This is a genomic window from Oribacterium sp. oral taxon 108 str. F0425 (assembly GCF_000214455.1).
Classification (GTDB): domain Bacteria; phylum Bacillota; class Clostridia; order Lachnospirales; family Lachnospiraceae; genus Oribacterium; species Oribacterium asaccharolyticum.
In genome coordinates, this window is record NZ_AFIH01000001.1 from 817,783 (window position 1) to 838,066 (window position 20,284).

Annotated in this window: 16 protein-coding genes; 10 read left to right on the forward strand and 6 right to left on the reverse strand. The window is 43.7% G+C overall.

Features of this window, described 5'->3' with window-relative positions:
• Positions 1-22: 22 nt before the first annotated feature.
• The 3 genes from HMPREF9124_RS04035 (at position 23) to HMPREF9124_RS04050 (ending at position 3,654) form a co-directional block, all read left to right on the forward strand.
• Complete coding sequence (locus HMPREF9124_RS04035) at positions 23-1,006, forward strand: homoserine O-succinyltransferase (protein WP_009428719.1); 984 nt, start codon at positions 23-25, stop codon at positions 1,004-1,006.
• A gap of 30 nt (positions 1,007-1,036) precedes the next feature.
• On the forward strand, positions 1,037-2,275 hold the full coding sequence (gene pepT / locus HMPREF9124_RS04040; protein WP_009429943.1) for a peptidase T: 1,239 nt from the start codon (positions 1,037-1,039) through the stop codon (positions 2,273-2,275).
• 785 nt (positions 2,276-3,060) lie between these two features.
• Entirely contained in the window at positions 3,061-3,654 is a 594-nt protein-coding gene (locus tag HMPREF9124_RS04050; RefSeq protein ID WP_009429433.1) for a 5-formyltetrahydrofolate cyclo-ligase, read from the forward strand.
• A gap of 19 nt (positions 3,655-3,673) precedes the next feature.
• Here the strand turns inward: HMPREF9124_RS04050 and HMPREF9124_RS04055 are convergent, their stop codons facing one another.
• Positions 3,674-4,765, reverse strand: coding sequence for an RluA family pseudouridine synthase (locus HMPREF9124_RS04055; RefSeq protein WP_009428257.1), 1,092 nt, complete (start codon positions 4,763-4,765; stop codon positions 3,674-3,676).
• Between the two features lies 1 nt (position 4,766).
• Positions 4,767-5,369 carry a dTDP-4-dehydrorhamnose 3,5-epimerase gene (gene rfbC, locus HMPREF9124_RS04060; protein ID WP_009427830.1) on the reverse strand — a complete coding sequence of 201 codons (603 nt, stop codon included), beginning with the start codon at positions 5,367-5,369 and terminating at the stop codon, positions 4,767-4,769.
• Positions 5,370-5,563: 194 nt separating this feature from the next.
• On the opposite strand from rfbC, the gene HMPREF9124_RS04065 reads away from it, so the two are divergent.
• The 5 genes from HMPREF9124_RS04065 to HMPREF9124_RS04085 all read left to right on the forward strand — a co-directional run bounded on the left by HMPREF9124_RS04065 (position 5,564) and on the right by HMPREF9124_RS04085 (position 10,280).
• Positions 5,564-5,989, forward strand: coding sequence for a Fur family transcriptional regulator (locus HMPREF9124_RS04065; RefSeq protein ID WP_009428529.1), 426 nt, complete (start codon positions 5,564-5,566; stop codon positions 5,987-5,989).
• A gap of 82 nt (positions 5,990-6,071) precedes the next feature.
• On the forward strand, positions 6,072-6,617 hold the full coding sequence (locus HMPREF9124_RS04070) for an NADH peroxidase (protein WP_009428022.1): 546 nt from the start codon (positions 6,072-6,074) through the stop codon (positions 6,615-6,617).
• A gap of 272 nt (positions 6,618-6,889) precedes the next feature.
• Positions 6,890-7,438 (forward strand): rubrerythrin, encoded by a 549-nt coding sequence (gene rbr, locus HMPREF9124_RS04075; protein ID WP_009428683.1) that lies wholly within the window; start codon positions 6,890-6,892, stop codon positions 7,436-7,438.
• 349 nt (positions 7,439-7,787) lie between these two features.
• Positions 7,788-9,320 (forward strand): 2,3-bisphosphoglycerate-independent phosphoglycerate mutase, encoded by a 1,533-nt coding sequence (gene gpmI / locus HMPREF9124_RS04080; RefSeq protein WP_009429783.1) that lies wholly within the window; start codon positions 7,788-7,790, stop codon positions 9,318-9,320.
• Positions 9,321-9,392: 72 nt separating this feature from the next.
• The gene (locus HMPREF9124_RS04085) at positions 9,393-10,280 is read left to right on the forward strand and encodes a DegV family protein (RefSeq protein WP_009429232.1); all 888 of its coding nucleotides are present in this window, start codon (positions 9,393-9,395) and stop codon (positions 10,278-10,280) included.
• Positions 10,281-10,372: 92 nt separating this feature from the next.
• Here HMPREF9124_RS04085 and HMPREF9124_RS12220 read toward each other — a convergent pair whose 3' ends face one another.
• The 3 genes from HMPREF9124_RS12220 to rpsT form a co-directional block, all read right to left on the reverse strand.
• Positions 10,373-10,849: a ComEC/Rec2 family competence protein gene (locus tag HMPREF9124_RS12220; protein ID WP_242821553.1), complete on the reverse strand. Its 477-nt coding sequence runs from the start codon at positions 10,847-10,849 to the stop codon at positions 10,373-10,375.
• Between the two features lie 140 nt (positions 10,850-10,989).
• Positions 10,990-13,113: a ComEC/Rec2 family competence protein gene (locus HMPREF9124_RS04090; protein ID WP_009427827.1), complete on the reverse strand. Its 2,124-nt coding sequence runs from the start codon at positions 13,111-13,113 to the stop codon at positions 10,990-10,992.
• Positions 13,114-13,515: 402 nt separating this feature from the next.
• A complete protein-coding gene (gene rpsT, locus HMPREF9124_RS04095) occupies positions 13,516-13,779 on the reverse strand; it encodes a 30S ribosomal protein S20 (protein WP_009429422.1) in 264 nt (87 codons plus the stop codon).
• A 306-nt stretch (positions 13,780-14,085) separates the two neighbouring features.
• On the opposite strand from rpsT, the gene HMPREF9124_RS04100 reads away from it, so the two are divergent.
• Positions 14,086-17,073 (forward strand): leucine-rich repeat protein, encoded by a 2,988-nt coding sequence (locus HMPREF9124_RS04100; RefSeq protein ID WP_009428068.1) that lies wholly within the window; start codon positions 14,086-14,088, stop codon positions 17,071-17,073.
• A gap of 118 nt (positions 17,074-17,191) precedes the next feature.
• The gene (gene lepA / locus HMPREF9124_RS04105) at positions 17,192-19,006 is read left to right on the forward strand and encodes a translation elongation factor 4 (protein ID WP_009429924.1); all 1,815 of its coding nucleotides are present in this window, start codon (positions 17,192-17,194) and stop codon (positions 19,004-19,006) included.
• Between the two features lie 236 nt (positions 19,007-19,242).
• Here lepA and HMPREF9124_RS04110 read toward each other — a convergent pair whose 3' ends face one another.
• Entirely contained in the window at positions 19,243-20,181 is a 939-nt protein-coding gene (locus tag HMPREF9124_RS04110) for a 3-hydroxyacyl-CoA dehydrogenase (RefSeq protein WP_009429228.1), read from the reverse strand.
• Positions 20,182-20,284: the final 103 nt, after the last annotated feature.

Below are 20,284 nucleotides of genomic sequence, written 5' to 3' on the forward strand. Positions count from 1 at the left end.
AGCTAGAACATAGGAGGGAATTATGCCAATTAAGGTTCAAAACAATTTACCGGCAAAGCCTATTTTAGAGGCGGAAAATATTTTTGTCATGGATGAAAATAGGGCGATTTCCCAGAATATTCGTCCTTTAAAAATTGTGATTTTGAACTTGATGCCGTTAAAGGAAGATACGGAGCTGGATTTGCTTCGTGTACTTTCCAATTTCCCGATTCAGACAGAAATCAGCTTTATGAAGGTGTCCACCTATAAATCCACCCATACCAGTTCTACCCATTTAAATGCATTTTATTTGGAGTTTAAGGACGTACAAGAAGATTATTTTGACGGATTCATTATTACCGGAGCGCCTGTGGAGAAAATGGATTTTTCCGAGGTGGAGTATTGGAAAGAACTGGAAGAGATCATGGATTGGTCTAAAACACATGTATTTTCCACCTTCCATATCTGCTGGGGGGCACAGGCGGGACTGTTCCATCATTACGGAATTCGGAAGGTCCTGTTAGAGAAGAAGCTTAGCGGGGTATATAAGCATAGAGTCTTGCACCGAAAGAAAATGCTGATGCGAGGAATGGATGACGAGTTTTTTGTACCGCAGTCTCGCTATACCGGGCTGGATGAGGAAGCACTGAAAAACAATAAGGAGCTCTATGTTGTGGCAGACAGTGAGGAGTGCGGGAGTTACATCATTTTAGCTTGCTCCTCCAGACAGATTTTTGTCACGGGACACTCGGAGTATGATCGCTATGACCTCGATAAAGAATACAAGAGGGATCTCGGAAGAGGATTAAATCCGGATGTGCCCGTAAATTATTATCCGGATAATGATCCGGAAAAGAAGCCGATTTTATCCTGGCGTTCAGGCTCAAACTGTATTTATAGCAATTGGCTGAACTTTGTTTATCAGGAAACCCCCTATGTTTTGGAAGATTTACGCCCGGTTTCCGAGGACAGTTATTTAAGAGAGGATCATTGGAGTGAAAGAGACGGTACAGTAAGCAGTACTTAAGACTTTCACTATTTGCAGAAGGGAGAAAATATGGATGCAGTAGAACGTTTGATTTCGTATTTAAAAATTGATACGGAGTCCGTACCGGACAGGGATGTGATTCCCTCCAGTGAAAAGCAATTTGACCTTGCCAAAGTTTTGGAAAAGGAATTAAGAGAAATGGGAGTTTCCGATGTTCGTCTGGATGAGCATTGCTATGTCTACGGAAAATTACCTTCTAATCTGAGTGGAGAAGAAAAGGCGAAAACTCCCGCCTTGGGGCTTATTGCCCATATGGATACTTCTCCGTCAGCAAGAGGGAAAAATGTCAATCCCCGTATTGTAAAGAACTATGACGGAACGGATATTGTATTAAATGAGGAAGAGAAGCTTTCTCCGAAGATTTTTCCAAGGCTTTTGGAGCAGGTCGGAGATGATTTACTGGTAACAGACGGAACAACACTTCTCGGCGCGGATGATAAGGCCGGTGTTGCTGAAATTATGGCGCTTGTAGAGTATTTGCAGAAGCATAAGGAGATTCCGCATGGAGACATTTGTATCGGCTTTACACCGGATGAGGAGGTAGGCTGCGGTGCGGATATCTTTGATGTAAAAGGTTTTGGTGCGGATGTTGCCTATACGGTTGACGGTGGAAAGCTTGGCGGCGTAGAGTACGAAAACTTTAACGGGGCTTCCGGAAAGCTGAAGATTCACGGTGTCAATGTACATCCCGGTTCCGCAAAGGATAAGATGTTGAACTCCTTACTCCTGGCTATGGAGTTTAACAGCATGCTTCCGCAATTTACTCCTGCGAATACAGAGGGCTATGAGGGATTTTTCCATTTGTGCGATATGGCAGGGGACGAGAGTCTTACGGAGATGAATTACATTATCCGTGATCATGATAGAGAAAAATTTGAAGAGAAGAAGAGGATTTTTCTGGATGTAGCGGAAAAATTAAATCAAAAATATAATGCAAAGGGGGCTTTTTTTGAGCCGGAGGTAAAGGACAGTTATTTCAATATGGCAGAGAAGGTAAAAGACCATATGTACCTTATCGATGTTGCGAAGACCGCTTTTGAAAAAGAAGGGATTACCCCAATCGTCAGTCCGATTCGCGGAGGGACGGACGGAGCAAGTCTTTCCTACAAGGGGCTCCCTTGTCCGAATCTTTCCACAGGTGGAGATAATTTCCACGGAATTTATGAATATCTGAACTTGAATGCTTTCCATAAGATGATTGCCGTACTGATTCAGATTACGCAAGAGATGATTGGGAAGAAAGCTTAATGGAGATGTCGTAGCCGTTGCGCTACATTTTGTCCTATAATCCTGAATAAAGAAAGGGGTGTAGCCATTCGGCTACACCCCTCTATCGTTTTTATTATCAAAATTCACTTTGATTTTTTAAGACTCATCTTATGAACTTATTTTCTGATAACTTACTTCTCGATACTCTTTTTTATGAGTTTCTCTCTTTATTGCGAGAGTTGTTCCTAGCGAACTTTGTTTCTCGCTTTTAACTCATTCTATATTCAATTGTTATTCTGTAGCCATTGGTTTGTACCACCTTTTATATTTCAGCCTTTTTATATTTTAAAATGGACTCGCACCATATATTTTCTAAAATACAAATGGTTGATGGGGTATCCTTTTTTCTTTTTGGAGATTTCCCTTTGTCTTTGAAAAATAAGAAGAAAGCCTTCTACAAACCGATAGCACTCAGCTACGCAATAAATTCGTTTTTCTTTATCTCAGGTTTTTCTCCAAAAAGAAGTACTGTTTTGGTTCCATTGGACTGTACCTCTCTTTCCTATTATCGTTCGCAAGCCTTCCGCTTGCACTTTGCTGAGCCTTTCTCCTTCCTCTTCAGAGAAGAGGCTCTTCGCATCGCTTTTTTCTTTGCTTGTCTGTACTATAGCATAAGAAATTTCTTTTGTAAATAGAAAAATAAAAAATATTATTTTTAATTTTAATTGTTTTTTTCTAAAAAATAGAAAGATATTTCAGAGTAAAGGAAATAGAAATTTATGCTATAATCAGACAACATCTTTGCATTTTTGGAGGAGGACCGGATGTTTTCCGTTTTTAAAATTAAAGAAGAAAAGAAGGTATTGCGTGAACAGGTAAAAGAATTAAGAGCACATTTTACCGGAGAAGAGATGGAAAAGGCTAATGTGGAAATGCAAACTCGTCTTCTTCTTTTTCCCTATTTTCAATCGGCTGAAAGTATTTTTTGTTATGTCAGTATGGACAATGAGCCGAGCACCGGGGAAATCTTGTCGACAGCCTTCAGCAGCGGGAAAAGCGTATATGTTCCTCGCTGTCTCCCGGGAAAAGAAAGAATCATGGAGGCGGTAGAAATTCATGCATGGGATGATTTGAAAAAGGGAACTATGGGAATTTTAGAGCCGAAGAAAGAAATAAAAGGGACGGATAGAAAAGACTTTTCGCTTATGTTGATACCCTGCCTTGCAACGGATAGAAGAGGGGGAAGACTTGGACACGGCGCCGGTTATTATGATCGTTTTTTAGAGGGGGCTGTAGGAAAGAAGTTGTGTCTCTGTTTTGATTCCCTGCTATTTTCCAAGATTCCCATGGGAAGACAGGATATTTTCATGGACTATGTGCTAACGGAAAAAGAACTGATTCTCTGCGGAAAAAGATAGTTTTTCGGGCGTCAAGATTTTACTCCTTTTCTGCCAGAAAGTCAGCCATGTCTTTTGGAAGCGGGATTTCAAAATGCATTTCTTTTCGGCTTTCGGGATGAAAAAAAGAGATGGATTGAGAGTGCAGAGCCTGTCTATGGAGCGCATTTGTAAAAGCATCCCCGACATTGTTTTTATTCTTGACGAGTTTCGTGGGTAGAGCGTGCGCTATCTCATTTGACAAGGCTTCTCCGTAGAGGCTGTCTCCGAGAAGCGGGCATCCAACATAGGAAAGATGCACTCTGATTTGATGAGTTCTTCCGGTCTCAAGTTCTAATTGCAGTAAGGAAAAATTTCTATCCGGATTGTATTTTACGGAAAGAATATTGGTGACGGCATCCTGTCCGGACTCGAAGTCCACTTTTCTTCGCATTTTTCCTCTTTCAATCCGTTCAATGGGAGCCTCGATTCGGAGAAACGTTCCAACCCGAGTAAGTCCGGGGAGAAAGCTACTTTTTTCTCCGGTGTCTCCTTCCGGAAGATTCTTATCGGGAAAGGCGGACAGAGGATTTCCTTTGCAGAGTGCCGCATAGGTTCTTCTTATTCTTCCGGCTCGCATTTCTTCATTTAAAAAGGAAGAGGAATACAGATTCTTAGCCACAAGAAGCAGACCGCTTGTGTCCAGATCCAAACGGTGAACCATGCGACAGACAAACGATGCTTGCTTTTTTTCTTCTATATAATAATGGGTAATGGCACCGGCAAGCGTTTTCTCATAGTGTCCCGGAGAAGGATGGGAGGGCAGAAAAGCCGGTTTGTTGAGCAGTAAGATGTCTTCATCCTCATAAACAATATCCAGCGGGAGCGGAAAAGCGGGCGCAGAGACTTCGCTTCCTGTCTCTATAACGGAAATGTCAAGTTGGTCGCCTTCTTCCAGCTTATCAATGGTAAAGGCCCATTTGCCGTTTTTTTCGATTCCGTAATGCTTTTTTCCGCCTTCTTCATAGTCGATTTTTTTGAGGCCGGTAATAAGGCTTTTTGTGTAGCCTTCGGCACGTAAAAAAGCTTCTACGGTTTTCCCGTGGAAGCTTTTATCAATTGTATAATGCAGCTTTCTTAAATTGCCTTGCATTTTAAAAGGTGAAGCTTTCTTTCAGAGGAAGCCAGAGTTCATCTTTCTCGGAAAGAAGAAGAGGACTACCGTCTTCCATGGTATATCCGGCGCTTCCGGCATTTCCCTTGTAGTCTCCTTTAAGTTCCGGCCATGCGATAGCGATTTCCGGATCATTCCATGCGAGTCCGCCCTCGTCACCCGGATGATAGAAGTCGGTTACCTTATAAGCAAACTCCGCTGTATCGGAAAGGACCAGGAAGCCATGGGCAAAGCCCTCCGGAATATAAAACATCTTCTTGTTTTCTTCCGTTAAAATGATACCGAAATGCTTGCCGAAGGTAGCACTGTGTTTTCTCAGGTCTACAGCTACATCATAAACGCGTCCCTTAAGGACACGAACCAATTTGCCCTGAGGATATTGCTTTTGAAAATGCAGACCGCGCAAAACACCCTTTTGAGACATGCTCTGGTTATCCTGTACGAAGCGGAGGTCCAGGCCGGACTCTTGAAAATCTCTTTCATTGTAGCTTTCCATAAAATAGCCGCGACTGTCCTTATGTACAGTAGGTGTAATAATGCACAGACCCTCAATATTTGTTTTTTCAATTTGTATCTGTCCCATGTCAAACCCTTTCTCAAGACGAAACTATCCGCTAATTGCCTGTATACTATAGCACAGGGAAGAAAAAATAAAAATAATTTAAAAAAGTCTTGACAAAAATAATAAAGATAATTATAGTATCCAATGTTGATAGTGATTATCAATTTTGTTTTAAGTAACTAACTTAGAACAAAGCTAGATAGAAAGGAAGGTCGATGAACTATTCCAGACAGCGAGCAGAAGTCTTGGATCAGATTCGTGAGCATAAGGATCATCCCACGGCTGATACGATTTTTGCAGAACTAAGGACAAAGGATCCAAGCATTAGCTTGGCAACCGTATACCGTAACTTGAAGCTTTTATCCGAACTGGGAGAAATCCGGAGATTGACTTTCGTCTCGGGAGCGGATCGCTTTGATCCGACTGTGCAGACACACTACCATTTTGTATGCGAGAAATGTGGAAGGGTGTACGATGTTCCTATGAAAGTTGCGGAAGCGTTGGATTCCGATGCGGAGCAGTATATCCGAGGAACGGTTACAGGGCATGACTTGGTATTCCGAGGAATCTGTGATGAGTGTAGGGCTTTGGAGGGCGCTAAACTTACCACGGGAGTAGAGGTAAAGGAGCACACTGTGTAAAACAGTGATTTTGCTTAGAGCAAGTGTCGATACAGGGTCGACATTCAGTTGAGTGAGCCGAAAGGCAGAAAAGGAGAAGATTATGAAGACTTGGGTTTGTTCAGTATGTGGTTATGTATTTGAGGGCGAAGCTGCTCCGGCACAGTGTCCGGTTTGTAAGGCTGGTTCCGATAAGTTTGTAGAGCAGAGCGGAGAGCTTACATGGGCAGCAGAGCATGTAATCGGTGTTGCAAAGGACGTTCCGGAAGATATTAAGAAGGATTTAAGAGCAAACTTCGAAGGCGAGTGCTGTGAAGTTGGTATGTACCTTGCTATGAGTAGAGCAGCTTATAGAGAGGGATATCCCGAAGTTGGTGATTACTACAGACAGGCAGCTTTTGAGGAGGCAGATCACGCTTCCCGTTTCGCTGAACTTCTGGGCGAGGTTGTTTCCGCATCCACTAAGGAAAACTTGGAGGCTCGTGTAAAGGCGGAGAACGGTGCTACTGCAGGTAAGGTAGACCTTGCTAAGAGAGCAAAGGCTCTTGATTTGGACGCTATTCATGATACAGTGCATGAGATGGCCAGAGATGAGGCTAGACACGGTAAGGCTTTCTACGGTCTGTTAAAGAGATACTTCAACAAATAATAACTTGATTTTATAGTTTCTATTTCATAAAATAGTACTGTCGACATCAAGGTTGGTTCTGTGGAAATAGAGGAAGAATGCTTCCTCTATTTCTACTTTAAGAGATGTGCCGATTGTGAAATATTCGGCCTATCATTCATTTAGACAGGATAGAATTTCTGTTGATAGGATTTGTTTCTTGACGAGTGTTGCTAAGTTCTTTTTGCAGCATTTCGTTATAGCTACTGTTCCGCGATACCGGATACAGCTTAGTTGTAGAGGAGGATTAACTTATGGCAAACTACAAGGGTACAGAAACGGAAAAGAATTTATGGACAGCGTTTGCGGGAGAATCTCAGGCAAGAGCGAAGTATACTTACTACGCTTCTCAGGCAAAGAAGGACGGGTATCAGCAGATTGCGGCTATTTTGGAAGAAACTGCCGCAAATGAAGAATATCATGGAAAGATGTGGTTTAAAGAACTTGCAGGACTTGGTGGCGGAATCGGCAACACTGCGGAAAACTTAAAAGCGGCATCGGAAGGGGAACACTATGAGTGGACCGAGATGTATAAGAATTTCGCGGAAGTAGCGGAAAAGGAAGGCTTTAAGGAGCTTGCGGCAAAGTTCCGTTTGGTAGGACAGGTTGAGAAGGAGCATGATGCCCGTTTCCAGGAGCTTCTGCAGAGAGTTTTAGACAATACGACCTTCAAAGAAGAGAAGCAGACACTTTGGCATTGCAGAAACTGCGGATTCATTTATGAGGGAGAGGAAGCACCGGAGGTTTGTCCTTGCTGTAATCATCCGAAGGCTTACTTCGAAAGAAAAGCGGATAATTATTAAAATGGAATGCCAATGGTTCTGCCGGAAGAGTCCTTTACGGGTGAAACGGCATGCCATATGCATGACTGTCAAAATAGAAGATGCTGCATTGCGGATTTCTGCAATGCAGTATTTTTTTCTTAACAAGTATTGTGCGTACAGGTGCGGTATCTCATTTAAAAAAAGTGTTATGCATTAGCATACAATATTTTGTTCGTTAAGAGTGTCCTGCGTTAGCATACAATAATTCATTTAACAAATTATACTCCGAAGAATTGACGTATTCATGAGTTTGGGATAGACTTTTTGAAGGGTTTTACGCCTTGTTTTGTTATAGTAGTTTTACCTGAGTAGAGGAGGAGAGATATAGATGAAGAAACCGACTGTATTACTGATTCTGGATGGATACGGAGAAAGAAAAGAGAAGGACGGGAATGCCATTGCCCTTGCAAACACCCCGGTTATGGACAAGCTGAAAAAAGAATTTCCTTATGTGGAGGGACAGGCTTCCGGTCTTTTTGTGGGACTTCCGGACGGGCAGATGGGAAACTCCGAAGTCGGCCATATGAACATGGGTGCCGGCAGGATTGTATACCAGGAATTAACAAGAATCACGAAGGCAATAGAGGATGGGGATTTTTTTGAAAATAAGGCCTTAAAAGAGGCTGTAGAGCATTGCAAGAAAGAGAACTCCGCATTGCACTTTATGGGGCTGGTTTCCAGTGGCGGAGTACATTCTCACATTGGGCATATTTACGGGCTTTTGGAGCTTGCAAAAAGGGAAGGCTTAAAGAAGGTCTACCTGCATGCTTTCCTGGATGGTAGAGATACCCCTCCCGATTCCGGAAAATCCTTCCTGATGGATGTGGAAAAGAAGATGCGGGAGCTCGGTGTCGGAGAGATAGCCACGATTTCCGGCAGATACTATGCCATGGATAGAGATAAGAACTATGACAGAGTGGAGAAGGCTTACCGTGCCATGGTAGACGGCACGGGAGAGAAGGCTTCTTCCGTAGAAGAGGCGATAGATGCTTCTTACGAGAAGAAGGTATATGATGAATTTGTACTTCCGACGGTGATTGAAAAGGACGGGGCAGTGCATACCGTTTCCGACGGCGATGCGATGATTTTCTTTAATTTCCGTCCCGATAGAGCAAGAGAAATCTGCCATGCCTTCTGTGACGATGAGTTCAACTTCTTTAATAGAGGACCGAGAAAGAAGGTATTCTTTGTCTGCTTTACAGACTATGATCCGACGATTCCGAACAAGCGTGTCGCTTTTGAAAAAGAAGAGATTCACAATACCTTGGGAGAAGTGGTTTCGAACTTGGGAAAGAATCAACTTCGTATTGCGGAGACAGAGAAATATGCGCACGTTACCTTCTTCTTTAACGGAGGAAAGGAGGAACCTTATGAAAATGAAGACCGAATTCTGGTTCCCTCTCCGAAGGAAGTTCCGACCTACGATTTAAAGCCGGAAATGAGTTGCTATACGGTTACGGAAAAGCTGACTGAAGCAATCCGGTCCGGAAAATATGATTTGGTGGTGGCTAATTTTGCCAATCCCGACATGGTGGGGCATACCGGCGTTCTTTCCGCGGCAATTAAGGCGATTGAAGTAGTGGATGAATGCATGGGAAAGGTAGTTGATGCGGTAGAGTCCATGCATGGGAATCTCTTTATTTTAGCGGATCACGGCAATGCGGATATCATGATTGACGAAAAGACCGGAGAACCCTATACGGCACATACGACGAATCCCGTGCCTTTTATTCTGGTGAGTGAAGAGAAACATAAGTTAAGAGAAGGCGGATGTCTTGCGGATGTTGCACCGACTCTTTTGGAACTCATGGGGATTCCCCAGCCTAAGGAAATGACAGGAAAAAGTCTTTTAGAGAAATAAGTCGGGTAGTTTTAAGTAGTGGGAAAGCAGGGGAGGAAAATATCTTCCTTTGGGCAGTAGAGAGGAGTAGGCATGAAGATCGGAATCTGCACCGACTCGGGTTCGGGTATTACCCCGGAAGAGGGAAAGCGCTTAGGAATTACGGTAGTTCCTATGCCCTTTAGGATGGGGGAAGAAGAGTATTTTGAAGACATCAATATGAGTCGCGAGGAGTTTTTTAAAAGACTTCTTTCCGGAGAATCGGTTTCAACTTCTCAACCTGCCATGAAGAGTGTGTTGGAAGCGTGGGACAGGTTACTGGAGGAAAATGAAGAAGTAGTGCATATTCCGCTCAGTTCCGGCTTATCTGGTTCTACCCAGACGGCAATTATGCTTTCTCAAGATGAACCGTATCTTGGAAGGGTATATGTGCCGGACAGCAGGGGAGTTTCTGTAACCCAACGGATGCACTGTGTTTTTGCGAAAATGCTCGGGGAAAAAGGCTATAACGGACAGCAGATTCGAGATATTTTGAATCGTGCACCCGGAGAAAACGGAATTTACATAGGGGTACAGAACTTAAGCTATTTAAAATGCGGAGGAAGGATTACTCCTGTGGCGGCGGCAATCGGAACCTTGCTGCAGATAAAACCCGTGCTTGCCATCAATGAAGGCGGGAAGCTGGATTCTTATAAGAAGGTCAGGACGGAGCGACAGGTTCGAGAAGCGATTATGGAAGGGTTGCATCAAACTCTTAGCCGTCTGGATGATCCGGAAGCGAGGCAGAGCTGTATTGCAGTAGCGTATACGGATAATAGGGAGCAGGCGGAGAATTTCAAAGAACAGTTGATGGCGGAATTCCCGAACCGCTATGATCCGGAAATTGTTGTCAATCCCCTTTCCCTCTTGATTTCTTGTCACATCGGAGAAAATGGCCTAGGTGCCGCAGTCATTAAGAGACCGAAGGAACTCCTGGACTAAGAGAAAAGACAAAGAGAAAGACTAAGGGGAAAGACGAATAGAAAAAGAGCAAGAGTAAATAGCAAGAGAAAAGGCGGAGTTTTAGGCTCGGACTATGGTGGAGTGCAGGGGGTAATGATTTGATAGTCTTCTCCATCTGTTCGGATCAGAATCTCACCCAGTTTTGCGGTTTCCAATGGGATAAGTCCGAAAGAATTGCATTTTTCCAAAGTGATTTTATGGGGATGTCCGTAACGATTCTTTTTGCCATAAGAAAAGAGAGCAAACTTTCCTTTTGTTTCCGAAAGAAAGAGCGGAGAAGAGGAAGTTTTGGAGCCGTGATGCGCCAGCTTTACAATATCGACGGAGGGGCTTTGCCCCTCCTTTTTGATGGCATAAAGCATTTCTTTTTCCGCTTCCGCCGGCATGTCGCCGGTAAAGACCATCGAAAAATTCCCATAGCGAAGAATACATCCAATGGAATGCGCATTGGCTTCCTCCATAGGGCAGTCGCTGACCGGATAATAGCAGTGAAGGGAAAGACTTGTTTTTTCCTCTGCTTTATGGTTCATAACATCTAGGCTATGCATAGCCGGTAGAAACTTGCTTGGAGACGAATCTTCCGAGTATACATCTCCATTCTTCCAGTAGAGAAGCTTTGCGCCATGACGTAAGGCGAGTCGTTTAAGAATATCATAGCGATGATCTTCCCGTGCCTGAATCGGGAGGATCAGATTTTCAATATGGAGTCGATTTTCCGAATAAAAAAATTTGTAGCAGTAGAGGCGGGATTTTCTTCCAAAATTCGTTGAATACCGCTTGTATGGTCGATATCGGAATGCGTAATCAGAGCATAGCGGATGCGACGAATACGCTTTGCCTTGCAGTAAGGAATCAGGGTGTTTTTTCCAAATTGCTTATCGGAGGAAGAACCATTATCTATTGTGAAAACGAAGTTTCCTTTTTGAATGAGAAATCCATCTCCCTGTCCGACATAAAGTGCCGTAATTTCGAGTTTTCGGGAAGGAATAGGGAGAAAAAACGGAACCGATAGGAGAAATAGAAGGTAAGACAGAATCCGGATTTTCCTAAGATTCTTTTTAAAAATCGGAAAATCCAAAATGATGAAAAAGGGGATGGGATTGTTTGTTCTATGAGAACAAGCTGTAATTCGAAAGAATTTCAACCGACGCTTGAAGGGGAATAAAAATAGAACATAATAAAAAAAGAGGTAGAAGAAGAGAGAGGAGAGCTTCATTTTTCCCAATAGAATCGAGGAATAAGGCAGTTGCAAGCTGATTTCTATGAGGCGGTGAAAAAAGGTAAGAAGAACAGAGAGGACATGAGCAAAGAAGCCGGAAAGAAAAGAAACGAAGGGGAGATGAAGAAAAAGAACGGATAGAAAGCCCAGCAGAAAAAAGAAAGGTAGAAGGGGGAGAAGGAGCAGGTTTAAAAGAGGTGCAAAGGTGGGAAAAGAATATTGTAAAATAGCAAAAATAGGGAATAAGCCGAGGTAAAAAAGGAAAAGCGCTTTGGAGGCCTCAAAGCATTTACTTGGAAGAAGGAGGATGAGGGATTGAAATTTCCTTTTTTTCACTGCCTTTTCCCATTTTTTGGAGAGTAATTTTCTCTCCTCTTTTCCCTCTCTCTCGGAAAGTAAAAGGAGAAGAAACAAGGTAAAAAAGGAACATTGAAATCCCGAGGAGTAGAGATAGAGAGGATGAAAGGATAAGAGCAGGAAGATTGCCAGAGAGAGGGAAGATATTCTATCCTGTCCTCTTCCAATGCATTTTCCGAAGAGGGAAATAAAAAGCATAATTGCAGCACGAAGGGTGGAACCGGATGCTCCGGTAAAGAGAGCGTAGGATAAAATGAAGAAAGAGGATAGAAGAGAAGCGCTGCTGATTTCCATGCCTGAAAAACGAAGTAAAGAAAAACAGGCGCCACCGACCAGAGACAGGTGTAATCCGGAGACGGCGAGGATGTGACCGATACCTGCTTCCTGATAGAGGTTTCGTTCCTCTTCCGGAAGAGTGCTTTTTTCGCCGAGAAGGAGACTCTTTAGAAAGGCGCTTTTGTTCATAGGTGAAGAAACAGAAGAGCGGTCTGTAGACTCCGGATCGGGATAGAGATGTTCCAGATCTTTCGATATTCGCCACCGAATTTCATAGAGAAGCTTTAAAAAAGGAGAAGAATCGGAAGCAATCGTCTTGCTGCTTTCTGCCAGGAAAATGGCTTCGATTCCCTCTCCTTTTGCATATTGCAAAAAAGAAAATTCTCCCTCATTCATGGCGGAATGGATTTCTAAACATTTTCCATGAAGAAGGATAGTCTCTCCCGGATAGAAGGGGGGCTTCGCCGCAATATCATCCTTTGCCTCTCCTTTTCCTTCGGCAGTTTCCGATTTTTTGAGGTAAACTTGTATCTTTTGAAAGGGAAGATGATTCCGCGCCTTCCACTTTTTGGATTGTTCCTCGTTTAAATTTTTCGGTATCGCTCCAAAAGAGCTGTCTAAAAGACAATTTTCCAGAGAAATTTTGTAGTTTTTCTCATTTTCCGAAATATAAGAAATCGTACCTTTCAGTGCACATCGAAAAGGGAGAAGCTGTTCAATTGCTCTTTGCTGCCGTTCAAAACGGGAAAGTACAAGCTGAAAATGGAGGGATGAAAAGAAGAATAGGAAAAGGGAGAGAAGCAGTATAGTTTGTTTTTTCTTTTGTAGGATTAGCTTAAGGTAAAAAAGATAAGCAAGTAGAAGGATAAAGCGAAGGGAGAGCGGAATTTCGGGGCAGAGGAGTAATTCCCCGAATAGAACGGATAAGGCGAGGGAAAATAAGGGGCGGGCAGTAAACATGGAAGACTCCTTTGAGAAAAGAAAGAATATGGAATGGAAATTACTGAAGAGTGGAAATTGCTAAAGAATGGAAATTACTAAAGAATGGAAATTATTAAAGAATGGAAATTACTGAAGAATGAAATCGTTAAAAAGGGAAAATGAACCTGCTATAGGATTGAAATTCTAAAAGGATACAAGAGAAATCATGAAAGAGAATAAATTCTTTATCCAATCATAGTGCAAGCTGTAAAAAAAGACAAGAAAAAACTCCCTCCGTAGAGAGAGTTTTGAAATCTCAATTCTTAACAAGTGGTGCAGGCGAAGCCTGAGACATCTTGTTCATAACGAGTATCGTTCGCAAAGTGTGCGATATCTCGTTTAAAGTATTTTATTCTGTGCTTTATGCCGTTAAAAACAGGATTAAGCCATCTTATTAATTGCGTTGTAAAGCTGAGCAGTCTTACGGGAAGCGTTGTTTGCCTTGTATACACCCTTGCTGCGAGCCATAGCAATCTTCTTCTGTGCCTTTACAAGCATTGTATTCGCTGTTTCCTTGTCTCCGTTTTCACAAGCTACGAAAACCTTCTTCATATAGGTTTTAACCTCGGAACGGATAGCCTTGTTTCTCTCGTTTCTCTGTGCTGCAACCTGGATTCTCTTCTTTGCAGATTTGATATTTGCCATTTTTACACCTTTCTTTCCATAAAATCTTCCAGCCGCGGAAATCCGACTTTATGAAACCCTTATTTTATATGCGTTGAGTTATCATCAAAAGCTTGCTTTCAAATACCTGGACACGGACAGTTTGAAAACATACACGGAGATAATAACGGAAATGCCTGCTTCTGTCAAGAAGTTAAGGCTTTTTACAGGTAGAAAGAAAAAACGAAAATAATTAAATGTCATAAAAACTTGTTCAAAATTAATAATTATGTTACGCTAATCTAAACGACATATCAAATTAGTTATGCAGTATAGGTGAGGAGAGAGATGAGAAAAAGCATAAAAACAGCATTGGCATTCCTTCTGGCAGTATCTTACATCTGTTCTACCGTGGCTTCTGCAACGACTTTGGCAGGAGAGACGATATTGTCTGAAGGGATAGATTATGCCGCACAAGGGAGCGAATCCAAATGGGAAGCAGAGCCCGCACAGGAGAGCGAATCCATGCGAGAGACTGAGTCTACACAAGGGACTGAGTCTGCACAAGAGACTGAGTCTACACAAGAGACTGAGTCTACACAAGAGACTGAGACTACAGAAGAAGCATTTTATGCAGAAAAAGAACTTTCCGGTGTGCTTGTTACGGTACAGGCTGATTCCGGGGTATTTCCAAAGGGCGCGACTTTACGAGTAAGGAAGCTCTCTAAAGTTGAGGAACAGAAAGTGGACTCCACTGTAAAAGAGAAGCTTCAGGAGAATCAGGAAAATCTTCTTCAGAGCATGATTTTTGATATCTCGGTGCTCAATCAGGAAGGAGAAGAAGTGCAGCCGGATACTGCGAAAGGGGAAGCGACGGTTCAATTTTCCAATATTCCCTTTTTACAGGAGGATGCGGAAAAGCAGATTTCCGTGTTTCATCTGGACAGCGTGGATGCAGCGGCAGAGAAGCTCGCGGCAGAAAAGATAGAGGAGAAGGAAAGTGCAGTAGAGGTATCGGCAGAGCATTTTTCCTTATTTGCCGTTTCTTTGGTTAGGAAAGGAAATTCTTTTTCGGATACGATAGCGGTGGAGTTGGGAGACACAATCAGTCTTTATAAACTGCTTCCGTATGATGTTTTGCGTTGTGAAGCGATGAAAGAGACGGATCCCGCCGTGATTCGCCTAAAGCATGACGAGGATGGGGAGATCGCCATTGAGGCCTTGCACGAAGGAACAGCCAGATTGCTTTTAACCGTAAAAGATGACTTCATTCAGGAAAAACAAGAATACCGAATTATCGTACAGAAAGCTTCTCTTAGTGGAAGAGCAGGGAAGGAGATGGAGTATAGTTTAAGCGGCTCCGGAAATGATATGACTCTGACACTACGTGGAAGAGGGGAAACGGATGCATTTGAACTGGCTCCGTGGGAACCCTATAGAGATAAGATTCGGAGAGTCATTATAGAAGAAGGAATAGAGAAGCTGCATGTCGAGGTGGAAGCCTTTGGCAGCATGGAACATCTGGAGACGGTGAGTCTTCCTTCTACCCTTAAGGAAATACCGGACCATGCCTTTTATCATTCGGAAAACTTATCTGACGTCACGATTCCTGCCTCTGTGAAGAGGATCGGAAGGCAGGCATTTTACAAGTCTAAGGGAAATGGGAAGAAAAATACGATTATCAATCATTCTTCGGTATTGATGAGCGAGAAAGGTAGCGAGCAGTATAATCCCGCGTTTACTTCCGTGCAGCAAACTGCCGGGGAAGAAGAACAGGAAGTAAAAAAGTGGAACATTTCCTTGAAAAATGTACATTTTTATACACTTCCGGAAATCAATAAATGTTTCTTTGAGTTGGAGACGGAAGGGAATGAATATGCAAACTTTTATCTGTATACAACAGAAGATCCAAGCGAAGCGGTTACGGTAAAGAACTTTACAGATGACAGTGGAAGTTTCAAGAGAGACCTGATGCTGACCTTTTTTCCAAGAGGAAACGGATGGCGGGTTCCCGGAACAAATAAGACATTTACTTCTTATCTATTAGATTTTAGGGATACAGGACTATTTTCCTTTTTACCCGGGCACACCTACTATTGTACATTTTTAATAAGTCCGGGAGGCATCACCAAACCATATAGTGAGACGCAATTGTTGCAAAAAGTGGTTACCGTGTCGGATGAGGCGCGTTTACCCCGTAACGACGGGAATTTTAGCTGGCAATTAACAGGAGAAAAGAGCCCCTATACGCTTACCATAGAAGGTAGCGGACGGATGCAGGGGCTTACTGCAAACGGGGAACTTCGCTCATGGACTAAACTCTTACATGTTCTCGGAAGGGAAGCGCATCTGGAATTAAAAGGGAATATTACAGCACTGGATTCCCATGCCTTAGATGGCATCACTTACATTAAGAAAGGTTTAGTGTTGCCGGATTCTATCGTAGAAATAGGGGATTCTGTTTTTTCTAAGAAATCGATAGAGGGCAATCTTGTCTTCCCGAAAAATTTAAAGAAAATAGGGAATTCCGCTTTTCGTCATCTTTCTTACAAGGGAAATCTATCTTTACCGGAAGGGTTGGAAAGTATCGGGGAAAGCGCTTTCCGTGACTTAAAAGAAAGCAATGCCATCACGATTCCCGCCTCCGTTACGCATATCGGGATAGGCGCTTTCTATAAAGATAAGATGAGTTTTAAGGGAAAGAACAGCATAGCAAATCACTCTTCCGTGAAACTCGGTACACGATATGTTAACCCGCTTTTTACGGAGTACACGCCGGATGATTCAGGAGAAGCACCGATTCCTTCTTATTCCGGAAATGGCGGAGGCAGTTCCGGTAGAGGCGGTAGTTCCGGTGGAGGAAGCAGTTCAGGCGGTAACAGCGGGACACCGATGGTTTTAGGTGCAGACCGCAATCTGCCGTCCATCGTGAACTGGCAAAGAGACGCAAAGGGCTGGTGGATTCTGAACCCGGATGGAACGTATCCCAAGGCACAGTGGCTTCTTTTGAATAATCGGTGGTACTATTTTAATCAGGAAGGCTATATGTTCACCGGTTGGCTTTTCTATAACAATGCCTGGTATTATTTTGAAGAAAAGGAAGGCAGCGAGCAGGGAAAAATGAGCGTTGGTTGGAAAGAGCTTCATGGCTTCTGGTATTACTTTAGTGAAGAAGCCGGAACGGAAAGTGGTAAGATGCGTACCGGCTGGCAGGAAGTGAAGGGTAAGTGGTACTACTTGAATCCGAAGTCCGGTGCGGAGAACGGAAAGATGCTTTTCAATACTAAGGTTCAGGGCTATACTCTTGGCGCAGATGGTGCTTGGCAGAAAATATAGAAAAGTTTCTTTTCTTATGGTATAGTTCCGAAAGATTGTTTGCTTGGAAATACCTGTAGGCAGGACTGCTCTTGAATACAGTTTGTTCCATTTTAAGGAGTAGGATATAGGAGCTACGATGGAGAAGATACAGCAGGACAGAATTCGGAACTTTTGCATAATTGCGCATATTGATCACGGGAAGTCCACTTTGGCAGACCGTATTATTGAGAAGACCGGGACACTGACGGAACGGGAGATGCAGGCGCAGGTTCTGGACAATATGGATATCGAACGGGAACGCGGAATCACGATTAAGTCGCAGACTGTCCGCATCGTCTATAAGGCGAAGGACGGGAAGGAGTACATCTTTAATCTGATTGATACACCGGGGCACGTAGACTTTAACTATGAGGTGAGTCGTGCCCTTGCGGCCTGTGACGGAGCCATTCTTGTAGTGGATGCAACGCAGGGGATTCAGGCGCAGACGTTGGCCAATACCTATCTTGCACTGGATCATGACCTCGAAATCATTCCCGTTATTAATAAGGTGGATCTCCCTTCGGCAGACCCGGAACTGGTTGCCCATGAAATTGAGGATGTAATCGGTCTTGAGGCCATGGATGCACCGCAGATTTCCGCAAAAACCGGTTTGAATGTGGAAGAAGTACTGGAAGCGGTGGTGCATCGTCTTCCGGCACCGAAGGGGAGTCCGGAGAATCCCCTTCAGGCATTGGTATTTGACTCCCTCTATGACAGCTACCGCGGAGTTATCATTTTCATGCGCATAAAGGAAGGTCGTGTAAAGAAAGGTGATGCCATCCGCTTTATGGCAACCGGCGCGGAATTCACGGTAACGGAAGTGGGAACCTTTGCCCCCGGGCAGTTTATTCCGGCAGAGGAGCTTTCTAGCGGAATGGTAGGATATCTCACGGCATCCATTAAGAACATTCGGGATGCCAGAGTGGGAGACACGGTGACGTCCGTTATGCACCCTGCAAAGGAAGCCCTTCCCGGCTATAAGAAGGTGCTTTCGATGGTTTACTGCGGAATTTATCCCTCCGACAGTCAGAAATATCCGGATTTACGGGACGCCTTGGAAAAGTTGCAGTTAAATGATGCGGCACTCCAATATGAGCCGGAGACTTCCGCGGCACTCGGCTTCGGCTTCCGCTGCGGTTTTCTTGGACTGCTTCATCTTGACGTGGTGCAGGAAAGACTGGAAAGAGAGTATGACCTGGACCTGGTCACGACGGCGCCCTCCGTTATTTACCATGTCTATAAAACGGACGGCTCGATGATAGAGCTGACGAATCCGTCCAATCTTCCGGATCCGGCGGAGATTCTTCGCATGGAAGAGCCGATTGTAGAAGCGGAAGTAATGGTAACCTCCGAGTTTGTGGGCGCGATTATGACCCTTTGTCAGGAAAGACGTGGGGTGTATAAGAGCACGGAATATATTGATAAGACAAGGGCACTTCTGAAATATGATTTACCCTTAAATGAAATCATCTATGACTTCTTTGACGCCTTAAAGTCCAGGAGTAAAGGATATGCAAGCTTTGACTATACGCTGAAAGGCTATCAGGAAGGAAAAATGGTAAAGCTGGACATTCTGGTGAACAAGCAGCAGATTGATGCACTGTCCTTTATCGTTCATGCGGATTCGGCTTACGAGCGCGGAAAGAAGATGTGTGAAAAGCTGAAAAATGAGATTCCGAGGCAGCTCTTTGAGATTCCGATTCAGGCAGCCATCGGCGGTCATATTGTGGCGAGAGAAACAATTAAAGCGCTTCGGAAGGATGTACTTGCGAAGTGCTACGGCGGAGACGTATCCCGTAAAAAGAAGCTTCTTGAAAAACAGAAAGAAGGAAAGAAGCGGATGCGCCAGTTCGGAAACGTAGAGATTCCGCAGAGTGCCTTCATGTCTGTATTGAAGCTCGATGAAGACTAAAAAAGAGAGTGTAGAATAAAAAGAAATAGACAAGTTATAACATCTTTACGGGCATTGAATTCGGGGGAATCTGAGCCCGCCGGCACTTGCTGAGAGTTAGTGATAACGCTGCTCGAAGCTTAGTGCTGCTGCGAGGCGAGGTTAGCGAGAGCGTCCCCCGAATCCAATGCCCGTAAAATGTGTGCTTAGTCCTATCTTTATTCTACAATCTCTCTTTCTATCCTCTTTTTCTTATTCTACTTGTACTTGTAGAAGCCCTCTCCGGCACTGATTCCGGTCTTTCCCTGATCGATTTTTTCTTTCAGTGTTGCCGCAATCTTTCCCTGTACGCTGTTCGGATCCTTTGCAGCAGGGTTTAAGATGACGATGTTGTAAGCGGTCGTTAAGCCTACGATATCCAGAATCTGGAAGGGACCGTAGGGAGAGCCTGTTCCGAGCTTCCAGGTTTTATCGATGGTCTCAAAGTCCGCAACACCGAGTGCCAGTAAAGATTCGGCAGCAGTCAGGAAGGGAACCAGCATGGAATTTAAGATATAGCCGGGCTGCTCTTTTAAAACCTTGAGCGGAACCATGTTGATCTCATCTGCAAAGGAAACGACTGCGTCATAATATTTCTGTTCCGTACCGGCGTGTCCCATGACCTCCGCTGTGTTACTCTTATAAATATTGTTCGCAAAGTGGAGTGCCAGGAATTTCTCCGGGCGTCCTGTATATTTTGCAAAGGTACTTGGGAGGAGAGTAGAGGAGTTCGTAACGAGTACGGTCTTCTCGGGAAGATGTTTTGCCAGTTCCGTATAGAAGCTCTCCTTCTCTTCTATATTCTCGGCAATGGCTTCAATCACAAGGTCAGTATCCTTTGCCGCTTCTTCATAAGAAGTAGTTAAGATAATATTCTTGTAGGCCTCTTCCACTTTCTTTTTGCAATCTTCGATTTCCGCTTCGGAAAGGGGATATTTCTTTGATAATCCGCGAGCATAAGCTGCCGGATTTCCGCTTTTCATTTCATCCAAGATACTAAGGTAAACGACCCTCAATCTGTCAAGTTTTGGCTTACAACGTTCAATGGAAGCCTCCGTTCTTAACCAGATTTTTACCTGAAAACCGCAGTAAGCCGTCTGAAAGGCAATTTGACTGCCCAAAACGCCGCCACCGGCAACCGTTACATTTTTAAACATAATTTCCTCCTTTTTTGAACGAGAAGTATTCATTTTTCTCCGTTTCTCGTTAAGAATAAAGACGGCAGGAAAGAAAAACTTCTCGCAATTACAATTCTAATTT